Origin of the sequence: Pseudolactococcus reticulitermitis, from assembly GCF_002260845.1 — a bacterium.
Lineage (GTDB): Bacteria > Bacillota > Bacilli > Lactobacillales > Streptococcaceae > Pseudolactococcus > Pseudolactococcus reticulitermitis.
In genome coordinates, this window is record NZ_BEDT01000001.1 from 501981 (window position 1) to 520106 (window position 18126).

Sequence of the window (18126 nt, forward strand, 5' to 3'; positions counted from 1 at the left end):
CAGTTTTATAACTAGCTTTACTCAGTGGCTTTAAGTTTTATGTCTCAATTCCTTTAATGCCAAAGCAAAATTACCTAACGTTGCAGCACCATTATTGGCAATTGATGTGACTTGTAAATAGTCTTCCAGTGGTGGCGTCATAACATAACCATTTAATAAGGCTTTGAAGTGCGTTCTGACACGTGTCATCATATGCTCTTGTGCCATCACACCGCCACCAAAAATAAGCTTGCTTGGTGCTAAAGTTAAAGTTGCTGATATAGCTGCTTGGGCAATATAATAAGCTTGAATGTCCCAAACTTCTGAATCCAGTGCAATATCTTCGCCAGAAATACCCGTACGTGCTTTAAGACTGGGGCCTGAGGCGACACCTTCTAAACAATCTCCATGAAAGGGGCAAATTCCTTTAAATGCCAAATCTTTTGGGTGGCGTTTAACAAATTGATGCCCCATTTCTGCATGGGAGATGCCACCAATGAATTGACCTTGCTGAATCGCCGCCGCACCGATGCCAGTTCCAATAGTAAAATAGACCAAATTTTGGATTCCTTGTGCAATCAGCTCGCCATAAGCAGAGGCATTAACGTCTGTTGTAAAGTACATTGGCACAGCCAATTGAGATTTCAAAAAGCCCATAACATCCGTATTAGACCAATGAGGTTTAGGGGTTGTCGTCATATAGCCGTAAGTTTTTGACTCACGAATCATATCAATTGGACCGAATGAGCCAACCCCAATCGCGGCAACGTCATATTGTTTAAAATAATCAATGGCTTGCTGTAAAGTCTCCCCCGGCGTAGTTGTTGGAAAGTTAATTGAGTTTTGCACTTCAAATTTTTCATCGCCTACCGAGCAGACGAATTTTGTACCACCCGCTTCAATACTACCTAGTAACATTTTTCACTTTTCCTCCTAGTTATCACAGCCTATTACTTAAAAATGATCAATACGCTACTTCTCCATCTCAGAATCTGAAATCTCAAGACTTGATGTCTTCGAAAGTTCTCTAAAAAAATAGGCTGACTTTTTCAAAGCCTTTTCTTGCGTATGGTAATTAACAGAAATTAAACCATAACGATTTCGATAGGAATTACGCCAGCTAAAGCAATCAATAGGGGCCCAAAGGTGGTAGCCAAAACAATTTGCGCCTGTTTCTATCGCCTGATACAGATAGTAAAGATGTTCTTTAATAAAGGTTATCCGATAGGCATCGTGAATCATCCCATCCTCAGCTAAATAGCGTTCTTCTTGACTGACCCCCATGCCATTTTCTGACACAAACCAGGCGATATTACCATAATTTTCTTGAATATTTTGAGCAATATCGAAAAGTGCTTTAGGATATATTTCCCAACCTTTATCAACGTTCATTCGAACACCACGTTTGTCATAGGCTTCAAAATATTTATTGGGTAACCAATCAACAGCAAGCGAATCTGATGAATATCTGGGTGCCTGCGCCCTATTGGGATGATAAAAATTGATGCCTAAATAGTCCACTGTGTTTTGCCGAATGATTTCTAGTTCCTCTTTCGAACTGGTCCAGATAACCTCATCCCTTGTTAAAATATCGACTAGCTCTCTTGGAAATTCGCCATTGACCGAAGCATCCATAAATAACCGATTTTGCCATAAATCTGCAAAATGGGCTGCAGCTTGGTCACTTTCAGAAGTCGTCGCAGGATAGTTAGGGGTGAGATTAAGGACAATACCGATTTTCCCGTCAGGATGCTGATTAACCTGACGAAATGCTGCAATAGCTTTTGAAGAGGCAAGCTGCAAATTATAGGCAACTTGTACAGCTTTTCGGCCATCGACAATATCTGGATAATGAAATTGATAGAGGTAACCACCTTCAACCACCACCATCGGTTCATTATGTGTCACCCAATCCGATACCCGATCAGAAAACAGGTCAAAACATTTTTCTGCAAATGCCACATATAGCTCAACAACCTGTTTAGACTCCCAACCTCCATAACGATGCAGAAGTGCGACTGGTAAATCAAAGTGGTGCAAATTAATAACAGGTCTAATCCCATTTTTGATAAATTCATCAATGACGGCATTATAAAAACTGACCGCTTCTGAATTGACCGTCCCTGTTTCTAAATCATCAATGAGTCGTGTCCATTGGATTGATGTTCTGACGGAATTTAAGCCTGCTGCTTTCATCAGGGCAATATCTTGTTTGAAATCATGATAGAAATTTGATGCTGTATCTGGACCAATACCGTGCCAAAAATGCTCTGGAAATTTCTCAAAATCATAATCAAAGATATTGGCATGTGACTTCTGAAATCGACCTTCTGTTTGTGGGCCAGATGTCGCAGCACCCCACCAAAAGTTTTTTGGAAATTCAAGTCTTGTCATACATCTTCTTTCTATTTTGTTTGATATGAGGCGATTGATAACGTTAGTCTTCCTTTATTTTATCTACCATCATCAAGAACGGTAGATAGATTAAACCAACGACAATCATCTGCACAATTTGAAGTAGACTTCCCATGATTGAATTGGTCGCAAGAAATCCTGAAATAACTGCTGGCATTGTCCAAGGGACTTGTGCCCCAGTTGTCAGTGGGACAATACCTGAGGCAAAGCCGGCATAAGCAATGATGACTGATACAATCGGCGCAAGCAACCATGGAATGAATAGTGAGGCATTCATAACCATTGGTAGCCCGAAAATAACTGGCTCATTGACATTAAATATTCCTGGTGCAATGGCTAAGCGTGCCACTTCTTTATACTGTTTCTTGGTCATAATGATCATAATCAAAATCAAGACAATCAAGGTTGAGCCTGAACCGCCTAATGATACTGTGAAAGTATCCATAAATGATTTTGTGACAATGTGACCGTGTTCTTGAAGGGTCGCATTTCCTTTTTTAAGTAATTCAGCATTATCAAGACCATTTGTTTGCCAAAATGGCTCAAAAACAGAGTTGACAATAACCTGACCATGGAGACCAAAAAACCAAAGAAATTGAACAAAGAAGATGGCAATAACTGTCCCGACTAATGATGTCCCAAGACCTGTCAGTGGTTTTTGGATGATATTGTAAATCACATCATGCAAATTTGTATCAAAAACACCAATCATCACGGCATTCCCAATTAAAAATGGTAAAAGTGTTCCCAAAACTGGAATCAGGGCTGAAAAAGATTTAGCAACGGCAGGCGGTACACCATCAGGCATGGTAATCACAAGACCTTTTTGGGTCAAGTAAACATAAACTTTTGCCGCTAAAAAGGCTGCAATCATACCCAGAAACATCCCTTTAGCGCCAAGTCTATCTAGTGATAATAAACCAGTCGCTTGAATTTCTTTTTTCCCATCCATAACCGTCATGAAAAAGGGTGTTAAAATCAGAAATGATGCGAGTGAAACGACTGCGCCAAAAATGGCTTCAACTTCTTTAGCTTTTGAAAAATAATAGCCTATCCCTAATGTGACAAATACGGTCATAATTGACATCGTCGCATTTTGACCATTACCAAACAAATTTGAAAACTGTGTTTTAACTGAATCCGACCAAAATGGTAAATTGTTAAAGACGACGATAAAGGAGCCAAACATTGTGAGTGGAAAACTGAGCATAAAAGCATCTCGGAGTACCGTCAAATACAGGTTAGCACCGATTTTTTGAGCAATTGGTGCTATTTTGGCACCGAGTGCATCCATAAAGTGATTCATAAGAAACCTCCAACATTATTTTATGTCCTCATGATAACGCTTTCAAACTCGGATTGCAATAGCATTTTTTATAATGTATAGCTCTTATGGCAGTATTTTACTGTTAAAGATAGGTTTTCCTACTCCAATGTATAGATTAAATTTTGCGTGTCAAGATAACTTCTAGACTAAATTCTTCACCTATATGTGTGACCCTTGAATATTCAAATATTTGTCCTGTTAAAAATCGTGCGGTCTGTGTTGTTAAAACAACGGGTTTGCCAATCTCCATTTTCAGCAACTCCGACTCTTGTTCATCCGCTACATGAACCGCAATTCTTCTATGAGACTCTTCAATAATATAACCTAACTGTTGTTCAATATACTCATAAATGGAATTTTCCACATGCTCTAATTTCAAATTTAGAATCAGATTGACTGGCATCCACATTTCTTCAAGAACAAAGGGCTTATCATCCTTGCTCCTCACGCGTTTGATATGGTAAACTGGCTCATCTGCTGTCTTAAAATTTAGCTTTTGCCGAACCAGCTCATCCGCAGAAACAATTTCAAAAACCAACACATTAGAGATGACCTTTTTATCTGCAAACAAAGCTGTTGAGCCTCTAAAATAATTAATTTCCCGTCTTCTATCTAGCGATGCTTTCGTAAAATCATTGACAAACGCACCTTTTGCCTTGACTTTTGTAATCAGTCCCTCATCCATTAATAAATCTGTCGCCTTTTTTACCGTCATTTTAGACGCCTGAAAAGTTTCAATCAGTTCCCGTTCATAGGGTAATTTACTTTTAACTGGGAATTCCCCCGACAGTATTTTATTTCTGAGAATGTTTGCAATCGTCAAGTATTTTTGTATTTTCATGCTTTAATTTTAGCATAAATTTCAAATATTTTTTACATACATCTGCCTATAAACTCAATTAAAATTCTTTCGCCAATAGCTCACGCTGCTCCTGCGACATGAAACTTGCCTCAAAGGCATAACGCGTAATCTGGCGAAAGTCTGTTTCACTCAAGTCATACCAGTCTGCAATTTTTTCATATTCATCATTCAAAGTTGTATCTGAAACCGTCCGGTTATCGGTGTTAATCGTTACCCTGACACCCGCATCAAACAGTTTTTTGAAGGGATAGTTGGCCAAGGTATCCACCGCCTTGGTCTGAAAATTAGAGGTTGGTGCCATTTCAATGGTAATCTTGTTTGCAGCCAAATCTGGCCAGCTTTCAGGGATGTCTTTTAAGGCCACACCATGACCGATTCGACTGGCACCCGCCTTAATAGCCCCTAAAACATTTTGGGCACAGCCACATTCGCCAGCGTGCAAGGTCAACGGAATCTGTTCAGACCTGACCTTTTCTAAGACTGGGGCGAAATGCTCTGGAAAGCCATCTACCTCTACTCCCGCTAAATCAAAGCCCGCCAGATGCGTCAAGCCACCGTCTGCAAATAACTCGACGACCGTCAGAATACTGTCGACAGATTCGTGACGCATGCCGCAAAGCAAGGCATTCGCTTTAACCTGAAAATCGCGTTCGCCTGCGACTAAGCCACGTGTGACTGCCGCAACGATTTGGGGTAGCGTCAAGCCACCTGCCGTGTGCAAAGTTGGGGCAAAGCGGATTTCCATGTAGCGGATATTGTCTTTTTGCGCTTGCTCGAGAATATCATAGGCCGCCAGTTCAAGCGCTGCTTCAGTTTGCAACATGGGCAAGACGAAGTCAAAGGGCGCTAGATAGGCCAGCAAATTGTCAGCATCTTGAGGGGCTGTGATTTTTTGGCGCAAATCATCATCTGAAACAGGCAACTCAATCCCTGCCTGTTGCGCTAAACGCCGAATCGTTGGCATGGCAATCGACCCGTCCAGATGACAGTGCAACTCCACTTTAGGCAACTGCTCAATTTCTAATCGTGTTATCCGCATGCTCGCAGCACTCCTCTCATTCACTTCATTTTTTGACCAACACCTGTCAGATAATCAATCTGATAGCCGGGCTGAACGTTGAAAATATAGACATTGATATCACAGGCTTTGCCATCATCTTCGATTGATTTCGCCATCAGCTGCACGCCACGCGGCAGCAACTCCTTGCCCTGATAAACCGGCGTCACCTGATAGCGCACGTGTAATTTCTTATAGTACAAGACATCCGAAATCTGCGTCTCGAAGTCCTGCATGCCTGGCGAATTCATCGCCCGCGTGCCCGTCACCAGATTTTCCTTGCTCCCCGCATCGCCCGAAAACATCCACGCCACCAAATGACTGCGATTATAAAGCGTGACCTTGCCACCATTAAAATCAATCTGCTGATTATTTGATCGACCATTGTAGGCCCAACCCGCAGGATTATTGGGAATTCTCGGTCGAACCATGGTTTTGACTTGCATATAGCGATCATAACTCAGGCGTGCATTGGCTTGATTGGCTCTGCCTAGGCTATCAAGGGGCGAAAACTTCAGCCAGTCATCCTGATTGGAATCCTGTGATAATGCCGCAGCTGAAAAGGTTGATTTACCACCATTTATCTTGACAAAATAACGATCAGAACCATCCCATTTGAGTTTGAGCAACTCCCCAGCATTGGTCGCCTTAATGATCTTTTCTTGTGAAGATAGGTTATGACCACCTGACTGTGCGAAGATAAAGTAGCCTGCAACACCAATGACTAGCACAACTAAAACGATCAGTTGCTGCGTTTTTGTCAGACGATTGAACACTTTCTCGCCTGATTTGATTAATTTTTTCTGATCAGATTTTTTCAATGCTGACTTCCTTTTCTATCTCGCGTTAAGTCTAATTGTAATTTGCCACGACATTTGCCACAGCGATATTTTTTCAGATTAATCCGCCGCCGTCTGAGGTAGCTCTGACCACATCTTACACAGTGATAGCTTAAGCTTTGAACATCTGGCAAGGGTGGCGCAAAGCGTAAGCCCCCTACTTGTGCGAGCAAGTTTTTAAAATCTTGATTGCCATGTTTATAGCCCCGTCCCTCACGATAAAGATGGTAATGAACCAGTTCATGCTGGACGATTTGCCGAAAAATATCCTCTGAAAAAGCATCATACATCTTTTCATTGAAGTCCAGATGTAAATCTTTTGGAAAAAATCGGCCACCTGTTGATTTCAGTCGACCATTAAACTTCACGTCATGCTCAAAAGGTTTGCCAAAATCTGTTAGCGAGACCCATTTCACAAAGGCCAGTAGTTCATCATTTTTGTTTGTCATTTGTTTCAGGTAAGTCTTTTGGTTCAACCATTGACAAGCCAACTTTGCTGCCACGGCTTTGGTCGATTTGGTAGACCCAAACGGTTACGATTTGCCCAACAGCGACGACACTTGACGGATCTTTGACGAATTTTTTAGCCATGCGAGAGACATGGACCAAGCCGTCTTCTTTAATGCCAATGTCAACAAAGGCACCAAAATCAACGACATTACGGACAACACCCTCTAGTTTTTGGCCGACACGCAAATCTTTGACAGATAAAACATCCGAGCGCAAGATTGGGGCATCAAAATCATCCCGCAAATCACGACCGGGTTTCAGCAGGTCTGAAATGATGTCTTTCAGTGTGGCTTTACCAACTGCCAGTTTATCCGCGAGTTGATTCAGGTTTGCTTTTTCCAGTTTGGCACGCGCTGCATCGTCCAACTCCTGAATGCCAAATTCTGCGAATAATTGGTCAACAACCTTGTAAGACTCTGGGTGAACGCCTGTGTTGTCAAGGATATTAGCACTGTTTGGAATCCGCAAGAAACCAGCAGCCTGTTCGAAAGCCTTAGCCCCCAAACGTGGCACTTTATTGATTTCCTTGCGTGACTTGATGACGCCATTTTCTTCTCGGTAGGCCACGATATTTTTGGCAATGGTGGCATTCAAACCTGCAACGTGTGACAGCAAGCTAGCGCTTGCCGTATTGACATTGACACCGACTTGGTTGACCACTGTCTCAACGACGAAATCTAGATTTTCTGTCAATTTTTTCTCAGACACATCGTGTTGATATTGTCCGACACCGATCGCTTTTGGCTCGATTTTCACTAATTCAGCTAGTGGATCTTGCAGACGACGGGCAATAGAAATGGCTGAACGTTTTTCGACGGTCAAATCAGGAAATTCTTCTCGCGCCAAGGGACTGGCTGAATAGACAGACGCCCCACTTTCCGACACGATGACGTATTTGGCAGATAAGTGATTGTCTTTGATAACGTCTGCGACAAACTGCTCACTTTCTCGCGATGCTGTCCCATTGCCAATGGCAATCATTTCCACTTCGTAATCTGTAATCAGCTTCGTCAGCTCCACTTTTGCCAGCTCAATCTGCTTAGCAGAGGCTGGTTTGACAGGATAAATCACCGTCGTCATCAGCATTTTACCAGTTTTATCGACGATGGCGATTTTAGCGCCCGTTCTAAAGGCAGGGTCAAACCCAAGGACAACCTTGCCTTTCAAGGGTGCGACAAGCAAGAGATTACGCAGATTTTTACCGAAAGTTTCAATCGCGCCGTCTTCCGCACGCTCTTTCAGCTCAGCCCGAACATTGCGCTCCATGGCAGGAATAATCTTCGATTTAAGCGCCTCATTAATAGCCGTTTTCAGGTAAGCGTTGGTCTTAGCATTGTAGCGACTCTCAAACATGAGCGTCATCTTGTCGACATTATGCTCAAACTTGACCGTCAAAATGCCGAGTTTTTCGCCCCGATTAACCGCCAAAACCCGATAATTCGGAATTTCAGACACTTTATCCGAAAAATCATAGTAAATCTGAAAGACATTCTTCTCATCCAGACTGCTATCTTTTTCAGACGTCGTCAGGCGTGAGTTTTGCTTGATTTCATTGAGCACCCAAGCCCGCATCTTCACATCTTCAGAAATGGCCTCAGATAAGATATCAAGCGCACCTGAAATCGCATCGTCAGTTGATAGCACCTCCTCGTTTAGATAGCCCTCAGCACTCCTTGCAACATCACCATTTTGCATGATGACCTTGGCCAAGCCAAACAAGCCACGCTCCTTAGCAATCATCGCTTTGGTTCGGCGTTTGGTTTTGTAAGGCAGGTAAAATTCTTCAACTTCTGACAGTTTTTCAGCCGCTAGGATATTTTTCTTGAGATCATCTGACAGCTTGCCCAGTTCTTCAATTTTCGTAAGAACTGCTGTTTTACGCTCATCTAGTTTGATAGCACGGTCATTTTCGTCCACAATCGCCTTGATTTGAACCTCATCCAAATCCCCCGTTGCTTCTTTCCGGTAACGTGCGATAAAGGGAATCGTATTGCCCTCACTCGTCAGGTCTAGAACTTGCTGGATTTGCTTAGGTGAAATTGATAGTAAAGCTGAGATTTTCTCGATTTGTTCATTAGTTTTCATTGGTTTATTATACCAAAAAAAGACGTTTTTTGCCTTTTATCTGCTGCTATAAGTGTCAATGAATTATGATATGATTCTATATCAAGCTTAAAATATATTAACACATCAATAATTTATTGATTATAATACTTCTCTCCTCAGCACCTACAAAAGGGTATTTTTTATGCACTGATTTTTTCAATAACTTTAGCATCCTAACATCATTTTATGTAAAATGCTGATTTTGAAAAGCAATTAAGATGAATTAACTATCATAGTATACACCAAATGTTTTAATATATATGGTATTTACTATCTCTTATTCTAAATGCAGAAGGTGTTCCCTCTAAAATATCCTGAATTTTTTTGTTAATTTCTTTACTCTCAATCCCTCCTGAAATATAGCTGAATCTATTTTTATTTTCTTTATCTATACTAACGTTTATTACCAACTCTGCATCAGAAACTACTGCTAAATTTGGATTATGTGTTACCATAATTATCTGTCTTCTTTTCTTAGCCCTTTTGATATATGGTACAAGAATATTAGCAACACTTTGATTATCTAAATTATCTTCTGGCTGGTCTATTAGCAATGGAGAAATATCCTTATCTAATAGTAAATAGAATATTAGCAACACTGCTCCCCTTTCTCCAGGAGATAGCTGTTCTAATTTCTTTTCCCCCAATCTTAAATCAAACTCGTTGTTCACGTATTCTAGACCAAATATATAATCATAGAGTACTTGCCTATCATTGACAAGTGTCGACAAATCTGTTTTTTGTTTCCCTTTTCCTTTATCTACAAATTTCAAACTCTCAACTAATTTATCTAGTAAAACATCTATCTGTGAAAAATTTGAATCTTCGCTCAAATAGTTATCAATTAATTGTTTAAGATATTCTTGTCCATCAACTGCACCTTTGTAACAACTTACTACTCTTTGATTAATTTCAAATAAAAATTTTTTCGAAAAATCTAAATTAAAAAAGAAATCATTTATTACCTTTATGCTATTTTCCCTATTTTCATTCAAAGTATCTTGCAGTGAATTTGTAGTTACCTTAATTTTATTTAAAATCGTCAACTTTTCACTCATTATTTTTATAGAAAGGGTTTTACGTTTATTTTCTAAAACAGCTAAATCACGATCCAATTCTTTTTCTATATAATCAATTTCTCTAGTCAAATAATTTATAGTATCTTCATTTGGCTCTTCAACTGTTCCAGTTAACTGTTCTTTCTTAAGTTCCCACTTATTATATTCATTTTCTAATCTTTTGGACTCTCTGACAGCTTTACTTTCTTTAGATAGAATCTTAGAAATTTTTTCCTGACAATATGAAATTTTTCCTTTAAGAGAATTCCCTCTATATTCTGTTCCTTGAGATTCTTTATCTAGATACTGATTATATCTATTAATTTTTATTTCAAACCCCTTCTCTTTGTCAATTAACATATTTTCATTGAAATTATACAAAAACAATTTTTGAGGGTTGATATCAACATCTTCAAGAAAGTCCATATTTAAAGAAATATATTTTTTTAGTTCGTTAATTTTTTCTGTAAGTTCAAAATTAAATTCATTAATTTTCTGTCTTTTTATTGCAATCTTTGTTAATTCCTCTAAAATGTCTTTTTTAAAATCCTCTAAACGTTTCAATCTATATTCAAATTTTTCTAACTCTGATTCAACAACTTGACTATCTTTTTGAACCTCTGCTTTTATAGGTTTCTTCTTTAAATGCTCTTGTAAGCTTTTCTTCTTCTCTTCTAAATCTGCTTTTAACTTGTCAACCCTCCTACTATCCGAACGGTTTTCAAGACTAATTATTTTTGAATTTAAAATAGATATTTCCTTTTGTATTCCTTCAATCTTACTTTTTTCAATAACACTTAATGATTTTCTATACTCTTTAAATGATTTATGCCCCATTTTTTCAACATCTGACAGATATTGAAATATTACATTTTCTATCTCTAATCGAAATTTTTCTACTTTTTCAACTTCATTTGTTATATTTTCAAAGTATGACTGTGGTAAATATTTAACTGATTCCGTTTTTTCTTGTACAGAATCCGCCAAACTTTTTTGGGAAGTTTCAACATTGTCTCTATAAATCAATTTAGCAAATGTTTTCCTAGCAAAAGAGGTATTCTTAAATTTATTCAAAAACACAAAATCACTAGTTTTATCTGAATTACCACACAAACCAATTATATCAGCTAAAGCCGTTTTCCCTGCTCCTTTATTACCAATAATGACATTCAACTGGGGATTTAATTCTATTATCTCATCACTAAACCACTCATTATCACTACTATTCTTTAGTTTGAATAGCTCAATATTTTTTATAATTTTTCTGGATTTTCTATTATTCTATTTAATACAGATGGTCTCTCTCCGATAAAAACTCTATCTTCTGGATCTGTCAAAGTTTGTTTTAATCCATCAAATGTAATTTCTGATTTGATATAACAATATCTTTTAAGGTCAGGTTCAAATACTTTTTCAAGACAGTGGGCATCAGAACCATGAAAACAAGGCATTACTCCCCCATACTTACTTCTCATTTCTTCTGTTGTATCCGCTTTCTTTCCTAAAAAGTAATCAACATCGTTTGGATTTCCAGAAAAAATAGCATCTGCAATTGTATAAATTGCTTTTCTTGTTCCTTCAAATTGACTATTTTTTAGCCCCGATACACCATCAGTTTCATTATTTGCTACAACCCAAATAGTATTTTGCCGTAAATCATCATCTTTTAACATATCTTGCAAACAAGATAACTCAATTACAAAATTTTCTACACCTTTTTCTAAAGCTTTATTATCATCTTTTATTTTAGAGTCAATACTTTTTCCAAGAGCAATTAGCTCTTTTCGTGTAGCAGAGTAGTCTCTTCGTCCATCATTAAATTTAAGTCGCGAAAAAAATCTATCCTCTAATTCATCTACAATATCAGGATTAAATATACAATGAATATTTATAGGTGTTTTTCCACCTTTTAAATTTAGACGCATTTCAACATTAGGTAAAATCAATTCTATTGACTCAGGAAGTTGCTTATCCTCTCTAACTTTAATATAATTATCAATTGAAAGATAGTCTGTCACACCAATTGCTTTTATATTTTTCTCGGGAATATTAGTATCTATATATTCATTTATACGTTTGTAATACTTATTCCACTGCTCATCACAATTCTTTCCTTCAAACTGAGAATTTTTCTTAGTTTGAGGAGTATGTATATGTAATTCCCATCTATACCATTCTGAACCGGCCACTTTAAAACCTCCTTGATGAAATCAAAATTTATTTAATTATGTTCTTTGACATATATCTAGTATCTTCAGATTGTTTAAATATTGACTATTCAACTACTTTTATAAAAATAGCCTTCAATAATAAAAATCTCATGTTTACTAGTGTATCAACATTTAAACTCATACTCACTGTATTAAAATCTCACATATTGTATTATATTTTTTAAGTTTAGTAAAGTTATTGAGATGTTATATAAAAAATTTTGCTATATTAGTTATAATAGAAACAACATTGCTCGCAACACCAGTGTATTTAGACAATGTTTCAATTATTTTATTTTTATCCTTCTCTGTAGTTTTTCCTTGCGAAAGTTTGTAAATAAAGCTCTCTACATATATTTTATCGTTACTTTCAATATTAATATCATTTAAAAAATTTTTTAGTTGGTTTATAACTACTTCTGTATTGTTATCATTTTGATATACATTATTATTTTGATTCCCCACCCCATTATGAGTGAAATTATTTATAACTGATTTTCTTATTTCAGCAACTTTGTAATATACTCTAAATTCCATTTTATAAAAAGCTTCTCTTTCTCCGCTACTAAAAATTTTATTTGTCACAATACTATATGTTGCTGTATCAGTTACAACTAATTTATCATTAATATTTCCTCCCACAGGGAACATTTGGTACAGAACATTCAACTTGTTCTTTTGCCAATAATAATAATTTATTCCATAATAAAATTTCCCATAATCGTCTGCTCTTTTCTTCAACTTTTTATATAATTTTTCTTTGGAATATGTTTTTTTAAAGTCTCTTTTTTCTAACATTTTTTCTATCTTTAGTATAACCAAAATACTCACAACTCCAAATACAATAATTCCCACAATAATATACCAATAATACTTCTGAAATTTTTCCATAAATCACTCTCCTTTTTAATTATTATATCAAAAAGATACATCTTTATGTGTTATTTACCAGTTTCTGTTGTCAATACAATATATACAAAATTATTTTCATCATATTTCAAATTCTTGAACAATGGTACTTCTTAAGTACTCCACTACTTCCTATAATAAATCAATTTATCAGATCAATTTTCCACTTTATATTCAATTTATGAAGACAAATGTAATTTTCATAATCACCAATTTCATTCTTCATTTTCATTTTTTTATTCTTCTTTCCATCTTAGTGTCAATTTGATTAGTTTTATATTTTAAAAATAAAAAAAACGCTGTTATACCAACGTTCTTTACCACATTTGTATTCTACCCCACAGACCCTTCCATTTCATAACTAATCAAACGGTTCAACTCAACCGCATATTCCATCGGGAGTTCTTTTGTAAAGGGTTCAACGAATCCCATGACGATCATTTCTGTCGCCTCAGATTCTGTCAAGCCACGACTCATGAGGTAGTAGAGCTGTTCTTCAGAAATTTTAGAGACTTTTGCTTCGTGCTCAAGCGCGACTTGCGAATTGTGAATCTCATTAAACGGAATCGTGTCAGATTTCGAGATATCATCCATGATAATCGTATCACATTCAATATGGCTGACAGATTTCTTGCTGGCTGGATTGAAGGTCACCTGACCACGGTAGTTGACCTCGCCACCACCTTTGGCAATGGACTTAGACACAATCGAGCTGGATGTATTTGGGGCATTGTGGATCATTTTAGCCCCAGTATCTTGGATTTGTGACCGATTGGCAAAGGCGATAGATAACATGGTACCGCGTGCGCCAGGGCCATCCAAATAAACGGCTGGATATTTCATGGTAATCGCAGCACCTAAGTTACCGTCAATCCATTCAACAGTCGCATTGCTCAAAGCACGCGCGCGTTTGGTTACCAAGTTATAGACATTATCCGACCAGTTTTGGATCGTTGAGTAACGCACGTAGGCACCGTCAAGGGCAAAAATTTCAACGACTGCCGCGTGAAGCGAGTTACTGTTATAAGTCGGTGCGGTACAACCTTCGACATAATGCACACTGGCACCTTCGTCAACGACAATCAACGTCCGCTCAAACTGACCTGTATTTTCGTTGTTAATCCGGAAATACGTCTGCAACGGAATATCAACTTTAACGCCTTTTGGTACATAGATGAAAGTCCCACCTGACCAAACCGCTGAGTTAAGGGCTGCCAATTTATTATCGGTTGGTGGTACCAATTTTGCGAAATATTTCTTGAAAATTTCAGGATATTCTTTCAAGGCTGAGTCCGTATCGGTAAAGACGATACCGAGTTTGGTGAACTCATCTTTCATGTTATGGTAGACCACTTCTGACTCATACTGAGCAGAAGCCCCTGCCAAATAAGCACGTTCTGCCTCTGGAATCCCAATCCGTTCAAAGGTTTCTTTGATTTTCTCAGGGACATCATCCCATGAGCGAGCTGGTTTATCAGATGCTTTTTGATAATAAATAATATCATCAAAATTGACACCTGATAAATCTGGTCCCCATTTAGGAAGGGGTAATTTATGATAAGCGTCTAAAGCTTTCAAACGGAAATCAAGCATCCATTGTGGTTCTTCTTTTTCAGCTGAGATTTCACGAACGACTGCTTCAGTCAAGCCTCGACCTGTCGAATAAATCGGTGTCACGTCATCGTGAAAACCAAATTGATAGTCACCTAAGTCGACTTCTTCAATGTTGGGTTTGATAATATCTTCTGCCATATTTTTTGGTGCCTTTCATTTTTTAATTTAGTGGTTTATTGCCATTCTGCTGGACTGGTATAGAGAAAATCGCGAGCACGTTCCTCGCCATAATAACGAACTAAAAAGTCACGTTTATAAGCCCAGAAAGCAGCGTCCGATTCGTTTAATTTCTGACGAATCTCTTCTACTGTTCTCACCACAAAGCGTTCATTATGAATACTTGCAAGGACCATGCCCGTCACTTCATTTGCCTTAAACAAATGGCGGAGATAGGCTTTGGTATGGTTCTCACAGGTATAGCAATCACAATCGCGATCAAGTGGTGTGAAATCTTCTTCAAATTTTTTGTTCTTAATGTTGATGCGACCGTCATAGGTAAAGATAGCACCATTTCTGGCTTGACGGGTCGGAGCGACACAGTCAAAAGTATCACAGCCGTATTCAACACCGAGGAATAAATCCGCAGGCTGTGCCCCCATCCCCAATAAATGTCTGGGTTTCCCTTCTGGTAGGGTCTCATTAATCCAAGTTAGCACATCTGGCAATTCCTCTGGTTGAAACGTCCCGCCAATCCCGAAACCGTCAAACTGCTCACCATTTTCAAGGGTTAAGCTGCCTAGAAAACTAGCACTTTCGCGGCGATAGTCTGCTTCACGAGCGCCTTGGACGACACCGAAGAGAGCCTGTTGGCATTCATTTTTTTCGGCGTGAATCGCATTCAGCTCCGCATGACGGCGCAATGAGCGTTCTGCCCAGGCGTGTGTCGTATCAAGCGCAGATTTGATCTGCTCACGACCCGCTAGAGGCGAGGTCAGCTCGTCAAAGGCCATGTGAATGTCGGCAGCTATTTTGTGTTGCAACTCCATGGAGTATTCTGGCGTCATGAAAATCTTATCGCCATTGAGGTGACTCTTGAACCAGACGCCTTCTTTTTCAACCTTGGTCAGCTGGTCTGCGCTCATCACGGCATTTTCAGCTGCCCCCTTAGTCGTATGACTGGTCGCATCCAAGCCTTTTTTAAAAGCCATACCGAGTGAGTAAACCTGAAAACCACCTGAATCGGTGTACATGGGCTTGTGGTAATTCATAAATTTGTGAATGCCACCTGCCTTAGCCAGCAAATCAGCACCCGGACGTAACATCAAGTGATAGGTATTTGACAAAATTGACTGGGCGCCAAGCGCGTCAATTTCGGCATTGGTCAAGGTTTTCATGGTTGCGGCTGTCGCAGCGCCAATGTAGGCCGGCGTTTGGATCTCACCGTGTGGGGTTGAAATCGTGCCACTCCGCGCCAAGGTATTGGGAATTTGACGTTTGATAGCAAACGATAAAGCTTCTTTATTTTGCGTCATTTAAATTTCACAGTGTCCTGATAAATTGGCAACTTCAGAGCTGCCGTTCGTATTTTCTAAGGCTTTTTTCAAAGCGTTCCATGCTAGCGTTGCGCATTTGATGCGTTGGGGGAATTTGGCAACGCCAGATAATAAAGCACCGTCGCCCAATCTTTCCTGACGGTCATCGGTTTTGCCTTGCACCATTTCTGAAAAAATATCAGCCAGTTCAAAGGCTTCTCCTGCTGTTTTACCAATCACAGCATCGGTCATCATCGACGCTGAGGCTGTTGAAATGCTACAACCTGAACCATCAAAGGCGATGTCTGTAATCGTATTCCCGTCCAATTTCAACGAGAGTCTCATCACGTCGCCACAGGTTGGGTTATTCAAATCTACCGTTTCACCGTCCTGTAATTGGCCGTGGTGATGCGGGTGACTTGAATGATCAAGAATCACCTGACGATAGAGGTTATCTAATTTAGAAAGCGCCATGGTTACTCCTTTGGTAATAGGCTAGCATTGTCGTTTGGTAGAATCTGTTTAAGTATTGCACCCTCAAACGCCAAAAAATGCCTTGGTTAATTTAATCGCTTCGACTAACTTATCACAGTCAGCAAAAGTGTTATAAATGTAAAAACTAGCACGTGCTGTCGCAGGCAAGCCAAGATGATCAATCAAAGGCTGCGCACAGTGATGACCTGCACGGACAGCCACACCTTCCATATCAAGCGCAGTCGCGACATCATGGGGGTGCAAGCCCTCTAGATTAAAGGCAATCACACCGCCACGGCGTTGATTGTCTTCTGGCCCATAAATCGTTAAGCCCTCAATTTCACGCAATTTAGGCATGACATAATTCAGCAAGTCTTGCTCATGTTGGTGGATATTATCAAGCCCAATTTCAGTCAGATAGTCAACCGCCGCACCCAGTCCGATAGAACCTGCAATATTTGGCGTTCCCGCCTCAAATTTCCAGGGTAATTCTTTCCAAGTCGCACTTTGTTCATAGACAAAATCAATCATCTCGCCACCAAACTCAATCGGGTGCATCTGATTGAGCAAGGCTTCTTTGCCATATAGCACACCGATACCGGTAGGTCCCGCCATTTTATGACCAGAAAAAGCGAAAAAATCACAGTCTAGGTCTTGCACGTCTACCGTCATGTGGGGTGTCGATTGGGCACCGTCTACGACCATGATTGCCCCATGTTCATGAGCAATCTGGGCAATTTCCTTTACAGGATTAATCACACCCAAGACATTCGAGACATGGGTCATGCTGACAAATTTCGTCTGAGCTGTGACCTTAGCCCGCAAATCAGCCATATCCAGTTCGCCATTTTTCAGGTAAACGAATTTCAGGACTGCGCCTGTTTTTGCTGCCGCTTGTTGCCAAGGAATGAGATTAGAATGGTGCTCCATGATTGAAATCACGATTTCATCGTCAGGCTGTAAAATCTGCTCCGCAAATTTTGCCACCCAGTTCAGGGCAGTCGTTGTGCCACGGGTGAACAATACTTCCTTACGCGAGCTGGCATTGATGAAAGCACGTACTTTATCACGGCTGGCTTCATAGTCAGCGGTTGCCCTTTCTGCTAAGGTATGCACCCCACGGTGGACATTCGCATTATCGCGCTCATAATAAGCCCGAATAGCGTCTAAGACTTGTTGAGGTTTCTGCGTTGTTGCCGCACTATCCAGATAAACCAAAGGCTCATCGTTGACGATTTGATCCAGAATTTTAAAATCTTGTCGAATTTTTGCGATTTCTATGGTCATCTTGCCT

The 18126-nt window shown here is 39.3% G+C and carries 15 protein-coding genes; all 15 read right to left on the minus strand.

What is annotated here, in order from left to right:
* Nucleotides 1–30: 30 nt before the first annotated feature.
* On the minus strand, nt 31–897 hold the full coding sequence (scrK, locus tag RsY01_RS02445; protein WP_094783972.1) for a fructokinase ScrK: 867 nt from the start codon (nt 895–897) through the stop codon (nt 31–33).
* A 54-nt stretch (nt 898–951) separates the two neighbouring features.
* Nucleotides 952–2373, minus strand: coding sequence for a glycoside hydrolase family 1 protein (locus RsY01_RS02450; protein WP_094783973.1), 1422 nt, complete (start codon nt 2371–2373; stop codon nt 952–954).
* 43 nt (nt 2374–2416) lie between these two features.
* Nucleotides 2417–3700 (minus strand): PTS cellobiose transporter subunit IIC, encoded by a 1284-nt coding sequence (gene celB, locus RsY01_RS02455; protein WP_094783974.1) that lies wholly within the window; start codon nt 3698–3700, stop codon nt 2417–2419.
* A gap of 136 nt (nt 3701–3836) precedes the next feature.
* Nucleotides 3837–4562: a GntR family transcriptional regulator gene (locus RsY01_RS02460; protein WP_238594935.1), complete on the minus strand. Its 726-nt coding sequence runs from the start codon at nt 4560–4562 to the stop codon at nt 3837–3839.
* Nucleotides 4563–4620: 58 nt separating this feature from the next.
* Nucleotides 4621–5622, minus strand: a complete 1002-nt coding sequence (gene add, locus RsY01_RS02465; RefSeq protein WP_094783975.1) for an adenosine deaminase — start codon at nt 5620–5622, stop codon at nt 4621–4623.
* Between the two features lie 20 nt (nt 5623–5642).
* Entirely contained in the window at nt 5643–6461 is an 819-nt protein-coding gene (locus RsY01_RS02470) for a DNA/RNA non-specific endonuclease (RefSeq protein WP_094783976.1), read from the minus strand.
* Complete coding sequence (locus tag RsY01_RS02475) at nt 6458–6928, minus strand: SprT family protein (RefSeq protein WP_094783977.1); 471 nt, start codon at nt 6926–6928, stop codon at nt 6458–6460. The genes RsY01_RS02470 and RsY01_RS02475 overlap by 4 nt, the downstream gene beginning before the upstream one ends.
* Nucleotides 6912–9074: a Tex family protein gene (locus RsY01_RS02480; protein ID WP_094783978.1), complete on the minus strand. Its 2163-nt coding sequence runs from the start codon at nt 9072–9074 to the stop codon at nt 6912–6914. Before RsY01_RS02480 ends, RsY01_RS02475 begins: the two co-directional genes overlap by 17 nt.
* A gap of 272 nt (nt 9075–9346) precedes the next feature.
* A complete protein-coding gene (locus tag RsY01_RS02485; RefSeq protein ID WP_369688797.1) occupies nt 9347–11413 on the minus strand; it encodes a TrlF family AAA-like ATPase in 2067 nt (688 codons plus the stop codon).
* Nucleotides 11407–12342 carry a hypothetical protein gene (locus tag RsY01_RS02490; protein WP_094783980.1) on the minus strand — a complete coding sequence of 312 codons (936 nt, stop codon included), beginning with the start codon at nt 12340–12342 and terminating at the stop codon, nt 11407–11409. Before RsY01_RS02490 ends, RsY01_RS02485 begins: the two co-directional genes overlap by 7 nt.
* 228 nt (nt 12343–12570) lie before the next feature.
* Complete coding sequence (locus tag RsY01_RS02495) at nt 12571–13254, minus strand: hypothetical protein (RefSeq protein ID WP_094783981.1); 684 nt, start codon at nt 13252–13254, stop codon at nt 12571–12573.
* A 351-nt stretch (nt 13255–13605) separates the two neighbouring features.
* Nucleotides 13606–15024: a Fe-S cluster assembly protein SufB gene (gene sufB, locus RsY01_RS02500; RefSeq protein ID WP_094783982.1), complete on the minus strand. Its 1419-nt coding sequence runs from the start codon at nt 15022–15024 to the stop codon at nt 13606–13608.
* Nucleotides 15025–15059: 35 nt separating this feature from the next.
* A complete protein-coding gene (gene tgt / locus RsY01_RS02505; protein WP_094783983.1) occupies nt 15060–16358 on the minus strand; it encodes a tRNA guanosine(34) transglycosylase Tgt in 1299 nt (432 codons plus the stop codon).
* Nucleotides 16359–16832, minus strand: coding sequence for a Fe-S cluster assembly sulfur transfer protein SufU (gene sufU / locus RsY01_RS02510; RefSeq protein ID WP_094783984.1), 474 nt, complete (start codon nt 16830–16832; stop codon nt 16359–16361).
* Nucleotides 16833–16895: 63 nt separating this feature from the next.
* The gene (locus tag RsY01_RS02515) at nt 16896–18119 is read right to left on the minus strand and encodes a cysteine desulfurase (protein ID WP_094783985.1); all 1224 of its coding nucleotides are present in this window, start codon (nt 18117–18119) and stop codon (nt 16896–16898) included.
* Between the last annotated feature and the right edge of the window lie 7 nt (nt 18120–18126).